The 24737-nt window shown below is 61.1% G+C and carries 5 protein-coding genes and 2 pseudogenes; 6 read left to right on the top strand and 1 reads right to left on the bottom strand.

Going from position 1 to position 24737, the window contains the following annotated elements:
- Nucleotides 1-67 precede the first annotated feature (67 nt).
- Nucleotides 68-708: pseudogene (locus ACCQ07_RS09225) on the bottom strand (VOC family protein).
- Between ACCQ07_RS09225 and ACCQ07_RS09230 the strand changes: the two are divergent.
- The 6 genes and pseudogenes from ACCQ07_RS09230 (at nucleotide 616) to ACCQ07_RS09255 (ending at nucleotide 24692) form a co-directional block, all read left to right on the top strand.
- Complete coding sequence (locus tag ACCQ07_RS09230; protein WP_231503127.1) at nucleotides 616-1497, top strand: AraC family transcriptional regulator; 882 nt, start codon at nucleotides 616-618, stop codon at nucleotides 1495-1497. The pseudogene ACCQ07_RS09225 and the gene ACCQ07_RS09230 sit on opposite strands and share 93 nt — an antisense overlap.
- Nucleotides 1498-2281: 784 nt before the next feature.
- Nucleotides 2282-3982: a ShlB/FhaC/HecB family hemolysin secretion/activation protein gene (locus ACCQ07_RS09235; protein ID WP_372363999.1), complete on the top strand. Its 1701-nt coding sequence runs from the start codon at nucleotides 2282-2284 to the stop codon at nucleotides 3980-3982.
- 70 nt (nucleotides 3983-4052) lie between these two features.
- Nucleotides 4053-18317: a two-partner secretion domain-containing protein gene (locus tag ACCQ07_RS09240; protein ID WP_372364000.1), complete on the top strand. Its 14265-nt coding sequence runs from the start codon at nucleotides 4053-4055 to the stop codon at nucleotides 18315-18317.
- Nucleotides 18295-18681 (top strand): hypothetical protein, encoded by a 387-nt coding sequence (locus ACCQ07_RS09245; RefSeq protein ID WP_136732554.1) that lies wholly within the window; start codon nucleotides 18295-18297, stop codon nucleotides 18679-18681. The genes ACCQ07_RS09240 and ACCQ07_RS09245 overlap by 23 nt, the downstream gene beginning before the upstream one ends.
- 709 nt (nucleotides 18682-19390) lie before the next feature.
- Nucleotides 19391-23140: pseudogene (locus ACCQ07_RS09250) on the top strand (hemagglutinin repeat-containing protein); the annotation flags it as partial.
- A gap of 1183 nt (nucleotides 23141-24323) precedes the next feature.
- Nucleotides 24324-24692 (top strand): Imm8 family immunity protein, encoded by a 369-nt coding sequence (locus ACCQ07_RS09255; protein ID WP_372364001.1) that lies wholly within the window; start codon nucleotides 24324-24326, stop codon nucleotides 24690-24692.
- Nucleotides 24693-24737 lie beyond the last annotated feature (45 nt).

Below are 24737 nucleotides of genomic sequence, written 5' to 3' on the forward strand. Positions count from 1 at the left end.
CAGCGCGGACTTGGTATATGCAGGATCGATGCGCAACTCCGATTTTTTTCAGTGATCTCGCCAGCTCTCAAATCGCTTGCCACAATTCCGCTTTATTGCCGTCCGAGTCGATGACCCAGGCAAACAGGCCGAATTCTGACTTCACAATCTTCTCTGACACGCGGCAGCCCGCAGCTTTGAGCTTGGCAATCAGCGACTCCAGGTCGTTGACCCGGTAATTCACGATGAACGGGGCGGTGGTGTTCTCGAATTGGGCGCTTGTTTCGTCCTGAACAGCCCAGGCCAATGCGTTTTCAGCGCCTTCCACACCCGCGCTGGTGTCGAACACTGTGCCTCCCCACGTTTGCACCTCGATCCCCAGCTGCGCCGCGTACCACCGTTGCAATCCAGGCGCGTCCTTGGATTTGATGATGATTCCGCCGATCCCTGTCACTCCGTGCATGTCTGATCCCTTGCCAGCCTTCGTCAGTGGATTGAATGGCAGGCAACGCTGCCAACCCTGATGGAAAATGCATTGCCCACGGGATCAAGATATAGCATCGTCACTGCCGCCACTTGTCGGATCTTGCGCACATGCCGATCAGCGAAACGGTGCCCCTTACCGTGGTCCAGAGCGTGAACCGTGCGCTGGACTACATCGAGGTCAACCTTGCCGGGCAGCTGTCGCTGTCTCTGATCGCAGGTGCGGCTTGTGTTTCGCCGTTCCATTTTCAGCGCATGTTTCGCGCCGTGATGGGCGAAACCCCGCATGCATTCGTGCTGCGCCGACGGCTGGAAAATGCGCTGGGCGATATTTCCCAAGGCAATCGTCAACCTTTGACAGACATCGCGTTGGGTCGGGGATTTTCGTCGTTATCGGATTTTTCCAGGAACTTCCGAAGACACTTTGGATGCTCTCCAAGAAAACTGGATCTGGAGACGTGCCTGGCCGGCCGTCGGCGTGCGCTGGACGACACCTTGGCAGGTGTATCGGGCCTCGGTGGTAGTGCTGCAGACGATGCACAGGAATTTTCGGTCACGCTGCGCGATCTCCCGGAGCGCACGGTCCAGTACCTTCGCGTGCACCGCCCCTTTGAGGAAGGCTCCGTCCAAGCAGCAGCCATGCGCTTGGTGGCATGGGCACGAGACGCCGGCGTCGAGCATCATCAGTGGTTGGGCTACCTCTGGGATCAACCTCGTCTGGCATCTGCAGGGGATTGCCGGTACGACGTCGCGGTGGAGGTCACGCATGGGCGTCATTGCGGTGAGATCGGCGTTTTCCGATTTCCACCCATGAAGGTGGCCGAGGTCGTGATACGGGGAGGACTGGCGCTGGAAATGCGCGCGTTTGGTTGGTTACGCGATACATGGCTGCCTGCCAGCGGATATCTGCCGAAAGACCTGCCAGCGTTCGAGGCATGGTTGGGTCTTCCTTACGCGCACGGTGCCGAGCATTTCGAATTGGCATGTCAAATTCCCATCCGTGTCCCAACTGCGCCGGGCGGATGGGATCAATGACAACGGACTGGGACACCCAGCTCTAGTGAGTCAGATTCAGAAGTGAATTCTTGAAGTTCACAGCGGTCCCAGCGGCCGCATCCTCACCACTTTTCAAGCCCGGCCAGCGGTTTTTGCCGCCGCTTGATCTGCAGCAAGCGGCGCGACGCCCAGCTCGCTGGGCATGAGGCTGTGCATTGTGCTGGCCCCTTGGTCGCGCGGGTTGGCAAGCAAGACTTGTTCGTAGATGGCTGGGGCGTCCGTGTAGATCTGCTGGCCGCGTCGTTGCTCGGTCTAGGCGAATGGGGTAAGCGGTGTGAAGGCACGATTCAGTGCAGGCCCAACTTCAGCGCGATGCGCCTGGGCCACGCATGCGGCGAACGAAGCGAACTAAAGTAGGCCGGCTGATCCCTCAGATCCAATGCGGCATTGCCCACTTCATCAAAATTCAACCAAGTGGCGACGCGCGTAGTCCTTCATATGCCTCACAGGACATCCGAGAGCGCATCCAATTGGCGGCACGATAGAAGACGTTGAGGCCAAAAGTGCTGGCTTTTTACGACATAACTCGGAGCCTTCACAATCAATGGATCCGTTTTTTTAGTGATTTTCATCACAAAACACTGACGCTCGGGTTTTTCTTACAGGGTTTCCCCGACACTACGCATTGACCGTTTTTTAACATTCCGTCACAGTCGCACCGCACTCAGCGTGCTCAAGGGTGGCGCCGCCGTTTTGGTGGCCAGGCACGCTGATGCGGGTGACGGCGTGCAGTAGCGCGACCGCCGCACAGGGGGCATGACAGATGTGGATGCGATCGGCGCCCTTGGCGCTGGCGGTTTGCCTGTGGGCGGTCGCCGGGCTGGCGGCTGCACAACAGTCGGCACCGACAACGCTGGATCGGCAGGAGCAATTGCGCCAGGCCGAGGAGATTCAGCGTCGCCAGGAACAGGAGCGCCAAGCGCCCTTTGCCGGCCCGCGCGAGGACGCCGACCGCGTGGACGCGCGCAGCACCGTGCTGCCCAAGGAAGACCTGTGTTTTTCGGTCACCCGCTTGCGCCTGTCGGGCGCAGGCGCTGATGCAACGCGCTTTGCGTGGTTATGGAAGTCTCTGCGCCGTTACCAAGGTCGCTGCATCGGGCGTGCCGGCATCGACATCATCCGGCGCCGCGCCTTGGATCAGTTGGTCGCACGCGGATTGGTCACCACGCGCATCGGCGTTCCGGAACAGGATCTGTCGCGTGGCGAACTCCGTTTGGAACTGCTGCCCGGCCGCTTGCGCGAGGTGCGCGTGGTGTCCGACACCGAAGGCGCGCACTGGAAAACGGCATTGCCGCTCCGCAGGGGGGACTTGCTGGATCTGCGTGCCATCGAGCAGGCGGTGGAGCAGTTCAAGCGTCTGCCGTCGCAGGACGCAAAGATCGATATCGCGCCGGGCGAAGCACCAGGCGAATCGGATCTGGTGATCACCCTGCAGCATGGGCGACGCTGGCGCGGTGTGGCTAACGCCGACGATTCCGGTGTGGAGGCTACCGGCCGTGTGCAAGGTGGGTTGGACGTTTCGCTGGATAACCCACTGGGGCTCAACGATCTGCTCAGCATTGGCTACAGCCATGACCTGGCCACGCGCGACGAAGAACGCGGCACACGCGGCAACAGCCTGAGTTACAACCTGCCTTGGGGATGGTGGACGTTCGCGCTGTCGGCATCGTCGTACCGCTATCACCAGCGCGTAGACGGTTTTTTACAGACCTTCCAGTCCAGTGGCGAGTCCAGCAATGCGCAGCTGGATATTCAGCGCGTGCTGCATCGCGACGGCACCAGCAAGACTTCGGCCGGTGTGGTGATTGGCCGGCGGCGTGCGCGCAGCTATCTGGATGGCGTGGAGATCGGCATCCAGCGCCGTGATACCAGCAGCGCGGAGTTCTACTTCACGCATCGGCGCTATCTGGGCGCGATGCAGCTGGACATGCGTCTGGCGCATCGGCGCGGCACCCCGTGGTTCAACAGCCAGTGGACCGGCTACGACCCGCAGATCGGCTTCCCGACGTTTCGCTATGCCGTGACCACGCTGGACGTGAGCACGGCGCTGCCGTTCAAGCTGGGCCCCGTGCCGATGGCGTGGGAAAGCAGCCTGCGTGCACAGACCGCCGGCGAACTGCTACTAGGTTCCGAGTTCGTCACCATTGGTGGCCGTTACAGCGTGCGTGGTTTCGACGGTGAAGCGACGCTTGGCGCCGAAAAAGGCGCGTACTGGCGCAATACCTTGAGTTTCCCAGTGCAGCAGATTGGGTTGACCCCGTATCTGGGCCTAGACGCCGGCCGCATCGATGGCACCAGCGCCAGCGGGCTGCGCGGTCGCAGTTTGGTGGGCGGCGCGGTGGGCCTGCGTGGCGGTTGGTTCGGTGCCAGCGTCGATGCGTTTGCCGGTTGGGCGATCCACCGCCCCGACGGATTTGCAAGTGCGCAGCCGGCCTATGGCGTGCGTGTGATCTACCAGTTCTGACATGGATCGCGTCGCCAGCTGGCTACGCGTTTGTTGATTGATGACGCCAACAGGCGGCGAGAGAGAAACGATGGATAACGAAGCGATGCGCGTGCGTGGTTACCTGGCCGAGCAGGGCAAGCGGGCGCTTGCACTGTTGCTGTGCTGCACGATCACCTGGACATCGTTTCCGGCATGGGCGCAGGTTGCGCCAACCGCCAACCCTGGAGGGCAAACGCCAGGCCAGCAGGTCGCTGCCAATGGCGTGCCGGTGGTGGACATCGTCGCGCCCAATGCGCGCGGCATTTCGCACAACCGCTACAGCAACTTCAATGTCGGCCCGAATGGGTTGATCCTCAACAACAGTGCGCAGATCTCCAAGACCGAGCTGGGCGGTTACGTTGCCGGCAACAACAACCTGCAGCGTAGCGGTGCCGCCTCGCTGATCCTCAACGAAGTCACCTCGGCCAGCAGCCGACTGCAGGGCTATACCGAAATCGCCGGTGCGAAAGCGCAGTTGGTGATCGCCAACCCCAACGGCATTTCCTGCGATGGCTGCGGCTTTCTCAATACCTCGCGCGTCACCCTGACCACCGGCACACCGAACCTGGGTAGCGATGGTGCGTTGAACGGTTTCAGCATCACCGGCGGTGCGCTGAGCATCGGTCGCAACGGTCTGGACGCATTCAATGTGGATCGCCTGGATCTGTTGTCGCGTCAGCTCAGTGTAGACGGCTCGATCTGGACCAAGGAGCTGGTCGCCGCCGCTGGTGCCGGACGGGTGAGCTACGACGGCATGCTGCTGGACGTCCTGCCAGGTGCCGACGGCGGCCTTCCTGCGATCGGTATCGATGTGGCGCAATTGGGCGGCATGTATGCCGAACGCATTCGCCTGATCGCCACCGAAGCCGGCGTCGGCGTGGTGAGCCGCGGCACATTGGCTGCGCAAAGTGGCGATCTGCAGATCGACAGCGCAGGGCAAGTGAGCCTGGGAGGCACCACCGTCGCGCGGGATGCTGTGAATGTGCGTGCCACCGGCGCGCTCGATCAGCGTGGAGTGCTTGGCTCGCAACAAGGCAACGTGTCCCTGCGTGCTGCAAGCATGACGCTTGCAGGCGACCTGGTGGCCGCCGGTGCACTGGATGCGCAAGCCGGTGGTGGGGTGACCCATGTTGGCCGCAGTAGCGCGGGGTCGATCCGTCTGTTCGGCTCGGAATTGAATGCCGATGGCAGCCTGCACGCCGCCGGCGCCCTGGATCTGGGCGCCGATGGGCTCTTGCGCAGTGGTGGCGTGGCCTATGGCGGCGCGAGCGCGAATCTGCGCGCAGCGCAGATCGCGTTGTCCGGTACCTTTCAGAGCGGCGCGACGATTGCACTGAACGCCAATACCGTCGACGCACTAGGAACGCTGGATGCGGCAAGTGCGCTGCAGATCAACGGCAATGGCAACGTGCGTGTGGCTGGATTGGCGCAAGCCGGGCAGGGGGCTGATGTGCGCGCGGGTGGGCGCCTGGAACTGCAGGGAAAGCTGATCGCAGCCGATGCGCTTGCGTTGAACGCAGCGTCGATCGACATCGCACAGCGCGCTGCGGTGTCTGCAGGCAACGATCTGGACCTGCGTAGCGCCGGTGCAGTCAACAACGCAGGCAGTGCGTATGCCGGCCGCGATCTGCGGCTACAGGCTGCCAACCTCACCACTGCGGGTAGCCTGTCTGCGACACGCGATGCGCAAGTGGTAGCTACCGGCCAGCTGCTCAACAGCGGCACCGTTGTCGCAGGCGACGCATTGACTGTGGACGCTGCGCAACTGGCAAGCAGCGGCGATATCGGCAGCCAGCGTGGCGATGCCACGCTGCGCAGTCGCGGCAATCTGCGCCTGAGCGGCAATACCGTCGCAGGCGGCGCATTAGCAATGGATGCCGCAAGCGGCGCCCAGGTGTCTGGTACCGTGAACGCGGCCAGCGTCGACTTACGTAGCGGCGGTGATGCCAGCTTCTCCGGCACGCTGCAAAGCACGCGTGGCGCGCTGACGGTTGCCGTGGCAGGTGAGCTTGCAAGCGATGCCGTCGTACGTTCGGCAGTCGCGCTCGATCTGCAGGCCGATGGCGCGCTGCATCAGCGCGGCCAACTGCACAGCGATGGCGCGTTGCAACTGCGTGGCGGCAGTGTCGCCCACGACGGCGTCATCGATGCTGGCGGCGACCTGCGCATCGCCAGCGCTGGGGCGTTGGCATTGGACGGCACCGTGCAGAGCGCAGGCAGTACTACCTTGCAAGCGGTCGGCGCGCTGGATAACAGCGCAAAGGTGATCGCTGCTGGTCCACTGGAGGTGGATGCGGCCAGCCTGCGCAACGCGCAAGGCGCGGCATTCTCGTCTGGCGCCGATGCGCAGCTGCGTACTGGCGGCGTGCTTGAGAATGCCGGCAGCCTGTACGCTGCCAACGCATTGCAAATCAATGCCGATTCCTTCACCCAGGGTGGAAGCGTCAGCTCCGGCAACACGCTTTCCGCAACGGTTGTCGACACGTTCGACAATACCGGCAATGTGGTGGCCCGCAATGCGCTGCAGATCGATGCTAGTCACTTGCGCAGCAGTGGCCAGCTGGGCAGCGAAGCTGCAGGCGTCGTATTGGGCAGCCAGGGCGATATCGCATTGCAAGGTGTGGTGGCTGCCGCAACCAACTTGCAGGCCACCGCCGCGGGCGATCTTCAGCAAGCCGGCTCGCTGAAGGCGCAATCGCTGGCGTTGCGTGCCGGTCACGACCTCACCGCGAGCGGCACGCTGCAATCTGCCTCGACTTTTGACCTACAGGCGCAACGAGCATTGACCTTCGCTGCGCAAGGCCAGGCTGGTGGCGACATCGGCATGCGCGCTGCCACGCTGACGACAAGCCAGGATGCGGTGTTGCAGGGCGCCGGTGCGATTGCATTGGATAGTGGCACGATTTATAGCCGCGGCAAGCTCGATGCAGGCAGCGGTCTGCGTGTGCGTAGCCTGGGCGACCTGACGCTGGCGGGCGTTGCGCAGGGCAGCGGCGATGTTGAGCTGACGGCTACCGGGGCGCTGACCAATGCAGCGCAGGTCTTCGCCGGGCGCACCTTGACCGCGCAGGCACATAGCCTGGAGAACACCGCTGCCGGCGTATTGGCGGGCGATGGGGATGTGGCACTCACCGCGGCAGCACAGTTGAACAACGCCGGCCGCGTGCAGGCAGCCGGCGACCTGCAGATGACGGCGGCAAGTCTCGATCAGAGTGGCAGTGCATCTGCCGGCAGGATCTTGCACGGCACAGTCGCCGGCACGCTGGATAACCGCGGCAACCTGATCGCCAGGGACGCGCTGCAGATCGATGCAGGCACGTTGCGCAGCAGCGGCCAATTGGGCAGCGAGCTGGCCAGTGTTGCGTTAAGCAGCCAGGGCGCGATGCAGCTGGACGGTGTGGTCGCCGCCGCGACTGCCTTGCAGGCATCGGCTGGCGGCGACCTGCAGCAAGCTGGCTCGCTCAAGGCGCAGTCGATTGCCTTGCAGGCCGGGCAAGACCTCACTGCCAATGGCAGCCTGCAGTCTGCATCCACGCTGGATCTGCAGGCACGACGCACGCTTGCATTGAACGGCCAGGCATCCAGTGCTGCCAATGCCACGCTCAATGGTGCAAGCATCACGACCAGCGCTGCGGCGATGCTGCAGGGCGGTGCGTCGATCAGCTTGGCAGGCGACAGCATCGATAGCCGTGGCGCGCTCGATGCAGCGAATGATCTGACTCTACGCAGTGGCGGCGACTTGATGCTGGGCGGCGTAGCGCAGGCCGGCCGCGACATTGCGCTGACCGCAGCAGGTAACTTGAACAACGGTGCCCAAGTGATCGCCGCGCGCGATCTGAGCGTGCAGGCTGCCAGTGCCATGAATGCGTCAGACGCAACCCTGGGCGCCAAGCGCGATCTTCGTGTCGATGTTGCCGGGGTATTGGATAATCATGGCAGCCTGCATGGAGAGCAAGGCCTTTCGCTCAATAGCGGGTCGCTGCTGCAGCGCGGTCGTGTCTATAGCGGCGACGCGCTGTCGATCGCCACTACCGGCGCATTCGAGAATGCAGGCCAGTTGGTCTCCGGCAAGGATCTGAGCATCACCGCGGGCAGCATTGTCAGTAATGGCCAGCTGGGCTCGGTGACCGGCGCGCTGACACTGGCCAGCCAGAACGACATCGCGTTGCAGGGCGTGGCATCTGCCGCGACCACGTTGCAAGCCGCTGCAGGGGGCGACCTTTCACAGGCAGGGACGCTCAGCGCACAGATCGTCGCGCTGCAGGCCGGCCGTGATCTCGTTGCCGGTGGCACCCTGCAATCGGCTTCCACGCTGGCCTTGCAGGCACAGCGCACGCTAAGCTTGAGCGGCCAGGCGCAGGCTGGCGCCGACGCCAGCTTGCGTGGCAACAGCATCGCGACCGCTCGCGATGCGGTGCTAAAAAGTGCTGGCGCCATCGCCCTGGACGGTGCGGCAATCGATAGCCGAGGCACGCTGGATGCTGGCACTGACCTTGCGGTACGCAGCGCCGGTGATCTTTCCCTGGCGGGTGTTGCGCAAGCCAATCGCGATGTCGTGCTAAGCGCCAGCGGTGCCTTCGGCAACGCCAGCCAGGTCTTCGCAGGCCGCGACCTTTCGCTACAGGCAGGTTCGATCAACAATGCAGCAGCTGGTGCACTTGCCGCAGCGGGGGCCATCACGCTGGCGACAGGTGCACTGCAGAATGCAGGCAGCCTGCAGAGCGGCGACGATTTGCGTATCACCGCAGCCAGCATGGACCAGAGCGGCACTGCCGTCGCCGGCAAGGCCTTGACCGCCACGGTCACCGGCACATTGGATAACCGCGGCAGTCTCATCGCCAAGGATGCAGTGCTGGTGGAAGCGGACACGTTGCGTAGCAGCGGCCAGCTCGGCAGTGAAGCGGCGGACGTGACGTTGACCAGCCAGGGCGATATGACCTTGCAGGGCGTGGTCGCTGCAGCCAGCACGCTGCGAGCCACCGCTGGCGGCGATCTGCAACAGGCCGGTTCGCTCAATGCGCGGTCCGTCGCGCTGCAGGCCGGGCGCGATCTCGCTGCTGCAGGCACGCTGCAATCGGCATCGCAGCTGGATCTGCAGGCGCAACGCGGACTCACGTTGAACGGCCAGGCGGTATCCGCAGCGAACGCAACCCTGCGTGGCGCGCGGATCGCGACCGGGCAAGCGGCAGTGCTGCAAAGCGGCGCCGCGATCAGCCTTGACGGCGCAGCGATCGACAGCCGTGGTGCACTCGCTGCCGCTACCGACATCAATCTACGCAGCACCGGCGATCTGGCGGTTGCCGGTGTGGTGCAGTCAGACCGCAACGTGGTGCTGAGCGCAACCGGTGCGTTGACCAACGCCGCGCAGGTCGCGGCCGGTGGTGGCCTGACTGCGACTGCTGCCAGTGCCAGTAACACCGCGACGGGCGTGCTGCTTGCGCAAGGCGATGCCACGCTGTCCATTGCTGGCCTGCTCGACAACGCCGGTGCCGTGCGCGCCGGCGACCAACTTTCGCTTGGTGTCGGATCGCTACGCCAGACCGGTCAGGCCTATGGCCTGCAGCGGCTTGGCGTTACCGCCAACGGTGCAGTGGATAACCGCGGCGATCTGATCGGCGGCAATGGTTTGCGTGTGGAAGCAGGGCAGCTGAGCAGCAGTGGCCAGTTAGGTAGCGAGCGTGGCGATGTGGCATTGATCAGTCGTGGCAACCTGCAGCTCGATGGCCGCTTGGCCTCAGCAGGGGCGCTCACGGCACAGGCCGATGGTGCGCTGACGCAAAGCGGCAATCTGAGCGCGGCCAGCACACTCGACCTGCGCTCCAAAGGCGACCTGACGGTTGCCGGGCAGGTCGCGGGCCAACAACTCACGCTGGTCAGTGATGCGCTCGTACGCCAGCAGGGCACTGTCAGCGGGACGACCGTCGCTGTGCAAGGTGCGCGCATCGACAACGCCGGGCAAACCACCGCAGCGGGCAATCTAAGCCTTCGCGCAGGCGAGATCGGCATCACCGGTGCGGTGGGTGCCGGCATTAACGCAGACGGCAGCCTGGGTAGCGGAAGCACGCTCAGCCTGGTTGCCGATCGTCAGCTCGCTGCCTCCGGCACACTGCTGGCAGGCGGTAATCTCACCGCGCAGGGCAGTCAGCTGCAGTTGGCTGGCACCACCACGCGTGCCACCGGCAATGTGGCACTCACCACCGGCGGTAGCCTCGATCATCGTGGCGGCAATCTGCTCGCGGGCGGAACGCTCACCGTGCAGGCCGCCGGCGCTATCGACAATGGCCGCCTCAACACTGTCGGCGGGCAACTTCAGGCTAACCAGCTGAATATGGACGGCGGCAGCCTCAGCAATGTCGGCGGTGGTCTGGTGCAGAGCGGCGCGGGTGCGACGCGCGTGGTGATTGGGGGTGCCATCGACAACACCACCGGCACGCTGGCCAGTAACGGTCAGGATCTGACCATCACCGCTGCCAGCATTGAAAATGCGCAGGGCCGTATCGAGCATGCCGGCGCAGGCACGCTGTCGGTGACCAGCCGCGGTGCACTCGGCAACGGCGGCGGACGCATCCTGACGCAGGGCCAGTTGACACTCGGCGCCAGCGGCGCCCTGAACAACCAGAATGGCGCCATCGCTGCAGCAGGCGACGCAGGCGTGAGCGCAGCCAGTCTCAATAATCTGGCCGGCTCGGTGTCGGCCCGGGCATTGAACGTGCAAACCAGCGGCACGGTCGATAACCGTAACGGTCTGCTTCAGGCCAGCGGCGGTGCATTGACCTTGCGTGCCGACAGCCTCAGCAATGCTGGCGGTACCGTGCAGGCGATTGCCAATGCGGGCGTGGGCGGGGGGCTACGCGTTGAATTGAACCGCGGTCTGGACAATGGCAATGGCACGATCGGTGCCAGTACCGATGCCGTGATCACTGCAGAAAACATCAGTAGTGCCGGCGGCAATCTGCAGGCCGGCCGCGACCTCGGCATCACTGCACGGGGCCAGTTGGACAATCATCAAGCCGGCAAGCTCAGCGCCGGCCGTGATCTGAATGTGGCGGTCACCGGTGCCTTGCTCAACAGCGGTGGCCAGCTCGATGCGGGCAACACCTTGACTGCATCCGCTGGACGGATCGACAACACCCAAGGCAGCATCGTCAACAATGGCGGTGGCCTGACCCGCATCACCACCGGCGGCGCATTGACCAACACCAGCGGCAATCTGGGTGGGCGCGGCAGTGTGGTGATCGATGCGGCCAGCATCGCCAACACGAGCGGCCAGTTGGTGGCAGGCGGCGACCTGATCGCCAATACCAATGCCTTGAACAACCAGGGCGGCAGCGTTTATGCCGGCGCCAACTTCCTGTTGCAGCGCGCAGGTGCCACGCTCGATAACCAGAACGGCAAGATCAAGGCCGAGCAATCGGTTCGCCTGAATCTGCAAAACCTGAGCAATGCCGGTGGCCAGATTGGCGCAGGCAGCGTCACCGGCGGTGCCGGCGATGTGGTCATCGACACGGTCGGTTTCGACGGTGGCGGCAGTATTCTCGCGCAAAACCTACTGGATCTGACCCTGCGCAGCGATTACACGCACCGCGCCGGCGCCGACCTGGTCAGCAACGGCAATTTCAACCTGCGTGTGGGTGGCAACCTGGTCAACGAGTCCACGCTCAAGGCGGCGCGCACACTCGATATCATCGCCAGCAGCATCACCAACCGCGGCGGCGCCAACATCGTCTCCAACGATACCCGCCTCAACGGCGGCAACGTCATCGACAACGCCGGCAGCATTTCCGGCAACGGGGCGTTGTCGCTTGTTGCCAACAGCGTCTACAACACCGGCAGCATCGTCGGCGGCAATGTCTCGGTGAATACCGGTACGTTGGTCAATGGCGCAGATTTTGGCGGTGCGACGGACAACGCTGCCTACGGTTCGGCATTGCTCGGCTCCACCGGCAATATGAACCTGATCGTGCGCGATCAGTTGCTCAATCGCGATGCGCGCATTTTCAGCCTGGGCAATATCGCCATCGGTGGTGCGCAGGATGGTGGTGGCACCTTGGTTTCGCGGACCGGGGTGGTGAATAACCTCTCGGGCAGTATTGAGGCCGATGGCAGTATTTTGATTGCGGCCCAGCAGCTCAATAATCGGCGTCGCGTGATTAACACCACCAGCGTCTCTACCGATCCCGGCAACGACGGCGTGTATTCGGGTGGTGAACTCATCCAAGGCAAAGCGATTAGGAACCTCCAGGGAGCCCGGGCACCTTATCCTTACAAGGGGCTTGCGCCGGGAATTTATCGCAACTATCGGGTCATTCAACAGGAGCAATTGTCTTCGGCAAGCGCTGAGGGACGCATCGCGGCGGGCGGGAACATCCTGTTGTCGGGAAGCGTCACGAATAATGCCTCGACAATCGCTGCAGCAGGCCTGTTCGCTGCCAACCAGCGAGGTCTTGGCGGACTCTCGGATGGGATGCTCTTGGGAAGCGAGCAGCTGCTCAACCAAGCGCTGGCCTTGAATCAAACGGTTCGCCAAAGCGATGTGGAACATATCGTCACCGCGATCACCAATGACTGTATGCAGCCTGTTGGGCAGAAGGTCGTTTGTTATTACGAAGAAGAAGACCAGAGGCTGAGCTCCTCAACGACCAATAGCAGCTATATCGCCCTAGGCGCCAGCATGACCGGCAACCAAGGCGTCAGCATCAATGGCGCCAATATCAGCAACGGCGCTGTCGGAAGCGATGGTCGCGTTATCAGTGGCGCTGCACTGCGTGGTGTAGGCGCACAAGGTGGCTTGAATGGTCGCACCGCGCAAAGCGCCGGTGGAGTGGGCGGCCAGGCAGTGGGCGGCCGTGCCAACGGCGGCGCGAGCAGTATCCAAGTTGCCACCGGCACCAGCGGCAGCGCAGGCACGCACGTCGGCGCCAACACGCAGGACGCCACGCTGGCCACATCGGGCGGCATCGTCAAGATGTCGGTCGCACCCGTGATGTCCAACGACAGTGGCCTGGTGCGCGGCAGCGTCGATCAGGCGACTGTGCAGACCACCGCCGCCGGTACCGGTGTCACGACGGGCGCGAACGCAACCCGTACGCGCGTCGACCCCGCCACCATTCCAGTCGCCAACATCGTTGGCGGCGGTCAGACCTCGCTGACGCAGATCGATCTGCCCATCGGCGGCCTGTATCGCCTGTCCAACGGCGCGGCCACCGACCGCACCGCGATGGGCCGCGCAGCAATCGGCTTGGGCGGCATCAACGCCTGGCGCAGCAACGGCCCGGGCCGTCGCTACCTGATCGAGACCGACCCGCGCTTCGTCAATTACGACAACTTCATCAGCAGCGATTTCCTGCTGGACAAGCTGGGCGTGGACCCGGAGTGGACCCAGACCCGCCTGGGCGACGGCTTCTATGAGCAGCGGCTGGTGCTGGACCAGATCACCCAGCTCACCGGTCGTCGCTATCTGGGCAATTACGCCGATGGCGTGGCGCAATACCGCGCCTTGCTGGAATCCGGCGTGGCCGCTGCAGGCCAGCTGCAATTGAGCATGGGTGTGGGCTTGACGGCCGCGCAGGCCGCTGCACTCACGCAGGACATCGTGTGGATGGTGGAGCAGGAGTACCAGGGCCAGACCGTGCTGGTGCCGGTGGTGTACCTGGCTTCGAACTCGCTGCAGCTACGTGGCAGCGGCGCATTGATTGCCGGCGGCAACGTCGAGCTCAATGCCACCAACACCATGAGCAACCAGGGCGTCATTGCTGGCGCCGACGTCAGCGTCACCGCCGGCAACCTGCTCAACCAGGGCCGCATCAGCGGCACTGGCGGCTTGTCGCTGGAAGCGCGTAACGACCTGCTCAATCAAGGCCAAATCGAGGGCCGCGATGTCGCGCTGGTGGCCGGCAACAACTTGGTCAGCGAAGCAACCAAGGCCATCAACGGCGTCGGCATCCTGTCGGGCATCACGGCCAGCAACACGCTGCAACTGATGGCCGGCAACGACATGACATTGACCGGCACCCGCGTGCAGGCCGGTGGCAGCGCCGCGGTGATCGCCGGCAACACCCTCAGCCTGACGCCAAGCGCCTTGCGTGACGACAACGGCCTGCTGCGTGGCGGCGACGCCGTGTCACTCGTCACGGGTAAAGACTTGATCGTGTCCGCGGGCAACGACCTGCAACTGCACGGCGTGACAATCGCCGCTGGCGGCAGCGCGGCACTTCAGGCAGGCAACAACCTGTCGCTGACGCCGACCGCCAGTCTGGATGGCAAGGTTGCCACCCGCACCAACATCAGCACCGGCGACAGCCTGCAACTCACCGCGGGCAACGACCTGACCATCCGGCAGGCCGAGGTGAAGGCAGGCGGCGATCTGATCGCCGCAGCGGGCAACAACCTCAACGTCGAGTCCGTGCTCAACGAGACCGAGACCAACAGCTACAACGCGCGCAACGGCAAAACCCGCGTCACCACCACCACAGCCACGCAAACCATCGACCAGCAGGCGCTCACTGCCGGCGGCAACCTGATCCTCAGCGCCGGCAATGACGTCAATCTGGTCGCTGCCAAGCTTGATGCAGGCAAGGGCTTGGGCATCAGCGCCGGCAACGACATCAACGCCAGCACGCTGACCACGGTGGACACCAGCGATGTCCTGGAAACGCGCAAGCGCTTCAAGCAAACCACCGCGACCCGCGACGAAACCGTCCACGGCACCGAATTCAGCGCCGGCGGCAACCTCGCCATGCAGGCGGGCAACGACATCACCCTCACCGCCGCATCGGCTGCCACTAAGGAAGGCGGCATCACCCTGGCCGCCGGCAACGACGTCAACCTGCTCGCCGCCAGCGAGCAGCACGATGCCGTGCAGGACATGACCAAGAAGAAGAAGGGCACGTTCAGTAGCAAGACGACGACAACGCATGACGAGTGGCACGACAACGTCGCGGTCACCACCACGCTCAGTGGCGACACGGTGCAGATCGCGGCGAGTAATGACTTGCTGTCGCAGGGTGCGCAAGTCGCCAGCACCGGCGATGTGGTGTTGGCCGCCGGCAACAACCTCACGCTGGACACGGTGCAGAACACGCACAGCGAGGAGCACGAAAAGACCGTCAAGAAGTCCGGCCTGTATGGCGGTGGTGGATTTAGCGTCGCATTGGGCGTCACCAAGAAGACCGATGGTCTGGACGTCACCGAGGTCAGCAATACCGGCAGCCTGGTCGGCAGTACGGATGGATCAGTGACGATGACCGCCGGCAACAAGGTCGCCATCACCGGTAGCGATGTGCTGAGTGCCACCAGCACCACGATCGTCGGTAAGGAAGTCACGATTGCCGCGGCGGAAAACACCGTGGACACGGTGCAGACGTCCAAGCAGCAGAGTGCAGGCATTACCTTGGGGTTGACTGGTGGGGCTGTAGATGCCGCGCAGGCGATCTACGGCGCTGTCAAGCGTGGCTCGGAGGTCGAAGACGATCGCCTGAAGGCGCTCTACGCCGCCAAGGCAGGTTACGCGGTCAGCGACACAGTGGGCTTGGTCGGCAATGGCCTGAAGGGCTACGACGGCCAGGCGGTTGCCGGCAACATGACCAAGACCGGCGCCGCCGCTGCGGATGGCGCACAAGGTGCAGCCAATGCGGCGGGCGTGAGCTTGCGCCTTGGCATCGGCGCCAGCAGCTCGTCGAGCAAGACGACCACGCACGAGGAAACCACCGGCGGTAGCCGCATCCTCAGCAACGGCGATATCACCATCGCCGCGACCGGGGGCGACCTCAACGTCATCGGCAGCAAGATTGCTGGTGAAAACGTGGCCCTGGCCGCTGCAAACAATCTCAACCTGCTGAGCAACAAGGAAACCAATACCACCAAATCGGAGAACAAGAACGCTGGCGGCGAGATCGGTGTCAGCGTCGGTGCGACGACTGGCTACTATCTGACAGTGTCTGCAGGCAAGGGCAGCGCCAAGGGCAATAGCGATTTGCGCGCGGAAAGCGTGATCACGGCCAACGACAGCTTGACCCTGGTCAGCGGCAACGACACCACCATCCAGGGCGCACAAGCCGTTGGTAACAAGGTGCTGGCCAATGTTGGCGGCGACCTGCTGATCAAGAGCGAGCAGGACACCAACGAGTACAAGAGCAAGCAGCAGCAGGCCAGCCTGACCCTGGCGACCGGCTCGGGCAGCGGCGGCAGCTACAGCCAGCAGAAGGTCAACAGCAGCTATACCAGCGTGACCGAGCAGAGCGGCATCCAGGCTGGCAATGGTGGCTTCGACATCACGGTGGGCGGGAACACGGCCTTGGTTGGCGGTGTCATCGCGAGTGCAGCCGATGCCAGCCTCAATCGGCTGTCCACCGGCAGCCTGACGGTCGAGGATTTGCAGAACAAGGCCGAGTACAAGACCAGCGGCGTCTCGGTGGCTGGCGGCACGGGCAGCAGCATGGCCAGCATGGCCATCGGTACCGGGCTGAGCATGCTGGGCAACGCCAGCGACAGCTCGAGCAGCACGACCAAGAGCGACATCGCGGCCGGCACGATCCAGATCCGCAATGGCGACGAGTCCGCGCTGGCAGGATTGGATCGCAATGCAACCGAGTTGCAACAGTCCGGGCTGAAGGAGATCTTCGATCAGAAGAAGATCGAAGATCAGAAAGAGCTGATGGGGCTGGCTGGGGAGATTGGATTCCGTGCAGCGGGTGATATCGCCAGCAGTATGCAAGAGCGTGCGGCATTGGACCTTGCCTCAGCAAGAGCCACCGGGGACAAAGCTGCGGAAGCAGATGCATTAGCTCGTAAAAATAGCTGGAGTGACGGAGGAGTAAACAAAGTTTTGTTGCATGGCCTGACAGGTGCAGCCGTCGCTGCACTTGGAGGAGAGAGTACACTTAGTGGTGCCATCTCGGCTGCAGGCTCTGAGAGAGCCAAACAGGTCATGGCTGATTATTTGGTCAGTCAATATATTGACCCCGATAGCGAGACGTTTAATAGCCTGATGGAGGCCGGTAGTGCAGCCATAGGCGGTGTTTTAGGTGGTGCATCAGGCGCAGCCATCGCAGTTGCGGGTGATCGGTTTAATCGTCAGCTGCACCCATCTGAGGTGAAGTTTTTAAAGAGTGATGAGGTTGTCCAGGAATACATTGAATACATGGCAAAAAATGGCCTCGTCCTCACGGAAGATGACGCGCGTGTCAGGTTAAACACATATGCCGCTTCAAAAGAAGATGAGAACTGGGCTGCATTGAATGGCACGGATACCCTTACTGAAAGTTTCCTTTCTAGTGAGTCGCAAGGTCGCTATTACACGGATTCGATGGGGAATCGCCACGCCTTCTTTCAAAGTACTGACCAGGAGTGGAAGGATCCAACGGTCAATCTGAATGCGCTTTATGGATCAAGATTTGATTCGTCGATAAAGAACTATATCGATGATATTCGTAGTCCTAACCATGCACCCACTCAAGCAAATAAGGAACTGCTATTCCGAGGGACGACCCTTGGGTACGACGCTGCTGATAAGCAAGCGAGCTTTGGGGGTGACCTCATTTCCATTGGGAAAGGGATGCTTCTGGGGATAGGCTCTATTGCCTTCAGCGGATATAGCGATCAGATCGGACCCTATGATGAGCTTGCGCTGAAGAACAACTATCAACTCCTGTTGAAAGATCAGGGACGTTGGGCGGAAGCCGGCTATGTAGAAGGCATTGATTGGGCGACGACTCAACGCCAGATGTGGGCAGGCATCGTCGTTGGAGAAGCGGGAGGCTTGGTTGGGAGCCAATTCACAAATATCATCCGCAATTCAATAAAGAATGCAGGTTTAGAAAGTAAGGCGCTATCGACGAGGGCGTCGGCTGCCTCTGCAGATGCTGATAGTGAGGCTGGACTGGGGCAAGCAAGGGGAGGAGCGTTGCTGGGTGAGCCTGAGGTGCCACCACCCAATGCGCCACCAGATCATGTACGTTCAGTCAATCGTCAGAATGAGGCAGCTCGAGGGCTTGCTGAAGCTGGCTATAATATTGAGCAGCTTCCAAACATTAAGAAAAATCAGGCCAATCCTGATCTAATGATAAATGGAGAGCTTGCAGATGTTTATTCTCCTAGGACTAACAGTCCTATATCTGTCATAAAAACTTTGGCAAATAAGGTTGAAGATCAGGCAAGTATTATCGTTGTAAATCTTGCCGACTCCCCTTTGACTCTCGATCAAGTAGGGAATGCATTAAAAGCAAATCCCGTGAAAGGGTTGAATAAAATTTATATTATGAAAGATAGGAAGTTCAAAATATTGGAGTTTCGAAATGACTATAACCATGATTCTTGAAATTGAAAATGGCATTAGTTTGGATGATATAATTATGCTCCTGAATAAACTGGAAAATAGCTATCAGTGCAAAGAAGGGGCTATATTTGGAAATTTCAATAAATCAAATTCTCGATTTGTTTTTCGCTGTAATGATAAACCTGAGCCTTTAGTTGCTGAGGGGGTCAATTTTCAGTGGCTAGTGGGAATCACTGGCAGCTTCCATTCAAGGGCAGATTCGCTAGGCAAGAGTCGCGAAGATGTTGAAAATTTTCTTAAATTGCTTGACGCCACCAGTCTGTATAATTTTGTACTTTCTTTCCAATACGAAGATGTTTATGTCATCCGCAATGGAGCACATATGCAAATTTTAAAGGAATGGTGACCTGTTTTTACATTCCAAACATCAGAAGACATCAGGGACGGAGGTAATTAAACGGCGGCCTTGGTCGACAGCAGGACCTGCAGCAAGGCGCAGCATCAGCGGCAGCGCGCTCGACGGCATCCGCGCCCAAGTTGGCTTGAATGGTCGCACCGCGCAAAGCGCCGGTGGAGTGGGCGGCCAGGCAGTGGGCGGCCGTGCCAACGGCGGCGCGAGCAGTATCCAAGTTGCCACCGGCACCAGCGGCAGCGCAGGCACGCACGTCGGCGCCAACACGCAGGACGCCACGCTGGCCACATCGGGCGGCATCGTCAAGATGTCGGTCGCACCCGTGATGTCCAACGACAGTGGCCTGGTGCGCGGCAGCGTCGATCAGGCGACTGTGCAGACCACCGCCGCCGGTACCGGTGTCACGACGGGCGCGAACGCAACCCGTACGCGCGTCGACCCCGCCACCATTCCAGTCGCCAACATCGTTGGCGGCGGTCAGACCTCGCTGACGCAGATCGATCTGCCCATCGGCGGCCTGTATCGCCTGTCCAACGGCGCGGCCACCGACCGCACCGCGATGGGCCGCGCAGCAATCGGCTTGGGCGGCATCAACGCCTGGCGCAGCAACGGCCCGGGCCGTCGCTACCTGATCGAGACCGACCCGCGCTTCGTCAATTACGACAACTTCATCAGCAGCGATTTCCTGCTGGACAAGCTGGGCGTGGACCCGGAGTGGACCCAGACCCGCCTGGGCGACGGCTTCTATGAGCAGCGGCTGGTGCTGGACCAGATCACCCAGCTCACCGGTCGTCGCTATCTGGGCAATTACGCCGATGGCGTGGCGCAATACCGCGCCTTGCTGGAATCCGGCGTGGCCGCTGCAGGCCAGCTGCAATTGAGCATGGGTGTGGGCTTGACGGCCGCGCAGGCCGCTGCACTCACGCAGGACATCGTGTGGATGGTGGAGCAGGAGTACCAGGGCCAGACCGTGCTGGTGCCGGTGGTGTACCTGGCTTCGAACTCGCTGCAGCTACGTGGCAGCGGCGCATTGATTGCCGGCGGCAACGTCGAGCTCAATGCCACCAACACCATGAGCAACCAGGGCGTCATTGCTGGCGCCGACGTCAGCGTCACCGCCGGCAACCTGCTCAACCAGGGCCGCATCAGCGGCACTGGCGGCTTGTCGCTGGAAGCGCGTAACGACCTGCTCAATCAAGGCCAAATCGAGGGCCGCGATGTCGCGCTGGTGGCCGGCAACAACTTGGTCAGCGAAGCAACCAAGGCCATCAACGGCGTCGGCATCCTGTCGGGCATCACGGCCAGCAACACGCTGCAACTGATGGCCGGCAACGACATGACATTGACCGGCACCCGCGTGCAGGCCGGTGGCAGCGCCGCGGTGATCGCCGGCAACACCCTCAGCCTGACGCCAAGCGCCTTGCGTGACGACAACGGCCTGCTGCGTGGCGGCGACGCCGTGTCACTCGTCACGGGTAAAGACTTGATCGTGTCCGCGGGCAACGACCTGCAACTGCACGGCGTGACAATCGCCGCTGGCGGCAGCGCGGCACTTCAGGCAGGCAACAACCTGTCGCTGACGCCGACCGCCAGTCTGGATGGCAAGGTTGCCACCCGCACCAACATCAGCACCGGCGACAGCCTGCAACTCACCGCGGGCAACGACCTGACCATCCGGCAGGCCGAGGTGAAGGCAGGCGGCGATCTGATCGCCGCAGCGGGCAACAACCTCAACGTCGAGTCCGTGCTCAACGAGACCGAGACCAACAGCTACAACGCGCGCAACGGCAAAACCCGCGTCACCACCACCACAGCCACGCAAACCATCGACCAGCAGGCGCTCACTGCCGGCGGCAACCTGATCCTCAGCGCCGGCAATGACGTCAATCTGGTCGCTGCCAAGCTTGATGCAGGCAAGGGCTTGGGCATCAGCGCCGGCAACGACATCAACGCCAGCACGCTGACCACGGTGGACACCAGCGATGTCCTGGAAACGCGCAAGCGCTTCAAGCAAACCACCGCGACCCGCGACGAAACCGTCCACGGCACCGAATTCAGCGCCGGCGGCAACCTCGCCATGCAGGCGGGCAACGACATCACCCTCACCGCCGCATCGGCTGCCACTAAGGAAGGCGGCATCACCCTGGCCGCCGGCAACGACGTCAACCTGCTCGCCGCCAGCGAGCAGCACGATGCCGTGCAGGACATGACCAAGAAGAAGAAGGGCACGTTCAGTAGCAAGACGACGACAACGCATGACGAGTGGCACGACAACGTCGCGGTCACCACCACGCTCAGTGGCGACACGGTGCAGATCGCGGCGAGTAATGACTTGCTGTCGCAGGGTGCGCAAGTCGCCAGCACCGGCGATGTGGTGTTGGCCGCCGGCAACAACCTCACGCTGGACACGGTGCAGAACACGCACAGCGAGGAGCACGAAAAGACCGTCAAGAAGTCCGGCCTGTATGGCGGTGGTGGATTTAGCGTCGCATTGGGCGTCACCAAGAAGACCGATGGTCTGGACGTCACCGAGGTCAGCAATACCGGCAGCCTGGTCGGCAGTACGGATGGATCAGTGACGATGACCGCCGGCAACAAGGTCGCCATCACCGGTAGCGATGTGCTGAGTGCCACCAGCACCACGATCGTCGGTAAGGAAGTCACGATTGCCGCGGCGGAAAACACCGTGGACACGGTGCAGACGTCCAAGCAGCAGAGTGCAGGCATTACCTTGGGGTTGACTGGTGGGGCTGTAGATGCCGCGCAGGCGATCTACGGCGCTGTCAAGCGTGGCTCGGAGGTCGAAGACGATCGCCTGAAGGCGCTCTACGCCGCCAAGGCAGGTTACGCGGTCAGCGACACAGTGGGCTTGGTCGGCAATGGCCTGAAGGGCTACGACGGCCAGGCGGTTGCCGGCAACATGACCAAGACCGGCGCCGCCGCTGCGGATGGCGCACAAGGTGCAGCCAATGCGGCGGGCGTGAGCTTGCGCCTTGGCATCGGCGCCAGCAGCTCGTCGAGCAAGACGACCACGCACGAGGAAACCACCGGCGGTAGCCGCATCCTCAGCAACGGCGATATCACCATCGCCGCGACCGGGGGCGACCTCAACGTCATCGGCAGCAAGATTGCTGGTGAAAACGTGGCCCTGGCCGCTGCAAACAATCTCAACCTGCTGAGCAACAAGGAAACCAATACCACCAAATCGGAGAACAAGAACGCTGGCGGCGAGATCGGTGTCAGCGTCGGTGCGACGACTGGCTACTATCTGACAGTGTCTGCAGGCAAGGGCAGCGCCAAGGGCAATAGCGATTTGCGCGCGGAAAGCGTGATCACGGCCAACGACAGCTTGACCCTGGTCAGCGGCAACGACACCACCATCCAGGGCGCACAAGCCGTTGGTAACAAGGTGCTGGCCAATGTTGGCGGCGACCTGCTGATCAAGAGCGAGCAGGACACCAACGAGTACAAGAGCAAGCAGCAGCAGGCCAGCCTGACCCTGGCGACCGGCTCGGGCAGCGGCGGCAGCTACAGCCAGCAGAAGGTCAACAGCAGCTATACCAGCGTGACCGAGCAGAGCGGCATCCAGGCTGGCAATGGTGGCTTCGACATCACGGTGGGCGGGAACACGGCCTTGGTTGGCGGTGTCATCGCGAGTGCAGCCGATGCCAGCCTCAATCGGCTGTCCACCGGCAGCCTGACGGTCGAGGATTTGCAGAACAAGGCCGAGTACAAGACCAGCGGCGTCTCGGTGGCTGGCGGCACGGGCAGCAGCATGGCCAGCATGGCCATCGGTACCGGGCTGAGCATGCTGGGCAACGCCAGCGACAGCTCGAGCAGCACGACCAAGAGCGACATCGCTGCCGGCTCGATCCAGATCCGCAATGGCGACGCATCCGCGCTTGCAGGATTGGATCGTAGTGCGACCGAGTTGCAGCAGTCCGGGCTGAAGGAGATCTTCGATCAGAAGAAGATCGAAGATCAGAAGGAGCTGATGGGGCTGGCTGGGGAGATTGGGTTTCGGGTAGCGGGTGATATCGCCAGCAGCATGCAAGAGCGTGCGGCATTGGACCTTGCTTCGGCAAGAGCCACCGGGGACAAAGCTGCGGAAGCAGATGCATTAGCTCGTAAAAATAGCTGGAGTGACGGAGGAGTAAACAAAGTTTTGTTGCATGGCCTGACAGGTGCAGCCGTCGCTGCACTGGGAGGAGAGAGCGCACTTGGCGGTGCCATCTCGGCTGCAGGCTCTGAGAGAGCCAAACAGGTCATGGCTGATTATTTGGTCAGTCAATATATTGACCCCGATAGCGAGACGTTTAATAGCCTGATGGAGGCCGGTAGTGCAGCCATAGGCGGTGTTTTAGGTGGTGCATCAGGCGCAGGCATCGCAGTTGCGGGTGATCGGTTCAATCGTCAGCTGCACCCGTCTGAAGTGAATTTTTTAAAGAGCGATGAGGTCGTCCAGGAATACATTGAATACATGGCAAGAAATGGTCTCGTCCTCACGGAAGATGACGCGCACGTCAGATTAAATACATATGCCGCTTCAAAAGAAGACGAGAACTGGGCTGCATTGAATGGCACGGATACCCTTACTGAAAGTTTCCTTTCTAGTGAGTCGCAAGGTCGCTATTACACGGATTCGATGGGGAATCGCCACGCCTTCTTTCAAAGTACTGACCAGGAGTGGAAGGATCCAACGGTCAATCTGAATGCGCTTTATGGATCAAGATTTGATTCGTCGATAAAGAGCTATATCGATGATATTCGTAGTCCTAACCATGCACCCACTCAAGCAAATAAGGAACTGCTATTCCGAGGGACGACCCTTGGGTACGACGCTGCTGATAAGCAAGCGAGCTTTGGGGGTGACCTCATTTCCATTGGGAAAGGGATGCTTCTGGGGATAGGCTCTATTGCCTTTAGCGGATATAGCGATCAGATCGGACCCTATGATGAGCTTGCGCTGAAGAACAACTATCAACTCCTGTTGAAAGATCAGGGACGTTGGGCGGAAGCCGGCTATGTAGAAGGCATTGATTGGGCGACGACTCAACGCCAGATGTGGGCAGGCATCGTCGTTGGGGAAGCGGGTGGCTTGGTCGGTAGCCAGTTCACAAGTATCATCCGGAATTCCATAAAGAATGCGGATCTAGAAAGTAAGGCGCTATCGACGAGGGTGTCAGCTGCTTCTGCAGATGCTGATAGTGAAGCAGGGGCGCCGCCCGCGGTGCGTTCTAATGGTGAAGCAAATATTGCGAATGGTGCAAAGCTACGCTCTGACCTCGCGAATAAAGAGCTTAGCTCGATTGCTGATCAAGATATTCGGTTGAAGGAGGCGATGATTGGAAGTGGGACCAGTAACCCGAATTTTGGTATCGGAACCGCAAATGCCCAGGAAGCAAATCGGTTAGGTATGACTTGGGTTGGCGATGGTGCGAGGCCCTTGTCCGACGGATCGGGATGGATTAGTGCTGATGGTACGAGAGTTTATAGGCCGCCCGCAGCTAAGCCTAAATCAAAAGAAGCTGTGACAGGGATTCAAGCAAATTTTGAACGATATGAAATAGATTCATACGGAAAAAAGAGTAGGATATCCAATGGGCATCTGGATATATATAAGGAATAAATAAATTATGAAGGCTAGATTGTTTGGGCTCCATTCAGACAACTGGGATCTTAAAAATGAGCAACCTGATGACCCAGGGTGCTTTAGTGAGGAGCTGAGGGCAGTAATTGGTCCAGAAGATTTTGAGGGTGGGGATAATTTCTTTATTGAGGTGTGCACGCCCTGCTGGATAAAGAAGAGGCATTATGGACCTACGTGGGGGAGATTTATGCTGATTGTTGAGAATTACGACTATGATGAAATACGTGAATTTATCTCCGAATATGTAGGAAGTTTTGAGGGCGCGGAATGGAATGAAATTGCAATAAAATTGTCTCGCGTAATGTCATGGGAATTCGAGGATTACGTTCATTCTGAAAAAAATAATAATTCGTGAGATTCCTTCAAGTCCCGAGTTTTATGGGGGGCGCTTAGCGTAAGC

The organism is Xanthomonas sp. NCPPB 3583, from assembly GCF_041475715.2.
GTDB lineage: Bacteria > Pseudomonadota > Gammaproteobacteria > Xanthomonadales > Xanthomonadaceae > Xanthomonas > Xanthomonas euvesicatoria.